Source organism: Actinoplanes sp. NPDC048791 (genome assembly GCF_040650095.1).
Taxonomy (GTDB): Bacteria; Actinomycetota; Actinomycetes; order Mycobacteriales; family Micromonosporaceae; genus Actinoplanes.
In genome coordinates this window covers 1-1,840 of the sequence record NZ_JBEZGQ010001373.1, presented here as the reverse complement: position 1 = coordinate 1,840, position 1,840 = coordinate 1, and the positions used below count along the sequence as shown (strand labels likewise).

General features: G+C 74.3%; 1 protein-coding gene. It reads left to right on the top strand.

The features are described 5' to 3' along the window. Positions 1 to 287: 287 nt before the first annotated feature. The coding region (locus tag AB0C29_RS46435; RefSeq protein ID WP_360834509.1) for an NB-ARC domain-containing protein at positions 288 to 1,840 on the top strand (1,553 nt) is incomplete at its 3' end.

The following is a 1,840-nucleotide window of genomic DNA, read 5'->3' as shown; positions in this document are numbered from 1 at the left end:
CGGCGGCGGGACCGCCGCCTGAGCCGGACCGGCTCCGGCCACCGCCGTGGTGCCGGCCAGGGCGCCGGTCACCACGACGGCCGAGATCTTGCTGCGAAGCTTCACTGTCGTTCGTCCCCCTTTTCCCGGATGCCGCCGGGACGGTGGCCCGGCAACGCGCCGGTCCGGTTCCGAGAGTGCGGGGGAGCCGGCGCCGGCGACGCAATCCCGGACGATCCCGTACGGCGGTCGCGCGGGTTGCGGACAGATGCGGTGACGGGGCGGCCGGGCCGGTGTTGGGTGATGTCGTGACAGCGAGTCGTTCGGCTCAGGCGTTCGTCGTGCTTCCCGACCCGGGCCGGGCCGGCACCCTCGACGAGCTCGCCGACGGGTTGCGTCAGCTGAAGGTCTGGGCCGGTAGCCCGTCGTACGACACCATCAAGGACCGGATCAACGACGCGTGGCGGGCGACCGGGCGGCCCGGCGGCGAGCTGGCCCGCAAGGCGACCGTCGCGGACTGTTTCAAGGCCGGCCGGCGACGGCTGAACACCGACCTGGTGATCGCCGTCGTGCGGGCGTTGCACCCCGATGTCGGATACGTGACCCAGTGGCGGCAGGCGTTGCGGGTGATCGGTGGCGAGGCCCAGGCCTCGGCCCAGGTCCGGGTTCAGGACACGCTGCCGCCGGACCTCGCCGGTTTCGCCGGGCGCGATGCCGAACTCGGGCGGCTGCGCGACGCGCTCCAGCTCGGCGAAGCGACAGTCATGGTTGCCATCGCCGGCATGGCCGGGGTGGGCAAGACGCGGCTGGCTGTCCACCTCGGACATCTGCTCATTCGCGAGCAGCCGTTCGACCACGTCCTGTTCGTCAACCTGCGCGGCTTCCACCTGGACCCGGCTCAGCCGCCGGCCGACCCGGGTGCGGTGCTCGACGGCTTCCTGCGGCTGCTGGGGGTGCCGGCCCAGGAGATCCCGTTCGACCTCGCCGCCCGTACGGCTGCCTTCCGGGCCCGGCTGGCCGGCCGGCGGACCCTGGTGGTGCTCGACAACGCCGCCTCCGCCGACCAGCTCCGTCCGCTGCTGGCGGACACACCCGGCTGCATCGTGCTGGTCACCAGCCGGCGCAGCGTCGCCGAGCTCCACCCGGCCGTCCAGCTGACGGTGGACGTGTTCTCCGCCGCCGACGCCGAGCAGTTCCTGACCCGGTCCGCGCCGGACATCCCGGTCGGCCCGGACAGCGGGGCGATGGCCCGGATCGCCCGGCGCTGCGGCTACCTGCCGCTCGCCCTCGGCCTGCTCGCCGGGCACATCCGCAGTACGCCCGGGTGGACCCTGACGGACCACGCCGACCGGCTCGACGAGCGGCACCGGGACCATCGGCTGGACACCGGCGTGCGACTCGCTTTCGACCGGTCGTACCAACACCTCCCACCGCACCAGCAGCGGGTGCTGCGGCTGGCGGCGTTGCATCCCGGTCAGGACCTGGATCCGTACGCGGCCGCCGCTCTCGCCGCCACCGACGTGGCCACGGCCCGGTCAGCGCTGGACGATCTGGGCCGGCACCACCTGGTCCAGCGGGCCGGACCGGGGCGCTACACCTTCCACGACCTGATCGGGGTCTACGCCGCGGACCGCGCCCGCGACGAGGACCCACCTCGCGCCCTGCGTGCCGCGCAGACCCGGATGGCCGACCACTACCTCGCCGCCGCGGCCGCGGCGGTGGACACGCTGTATCCGGCCGAGGCCGGCCAACGTCCACGCGTGCCCCGGCCCGGCACGCCGTTTCCGGAGGTCGGCGAGGCGGACGCCGCGCGGGCCTGGCTGGACGCCGAACGCGCGAACCTGGTCGCGGTGGCGGTCCA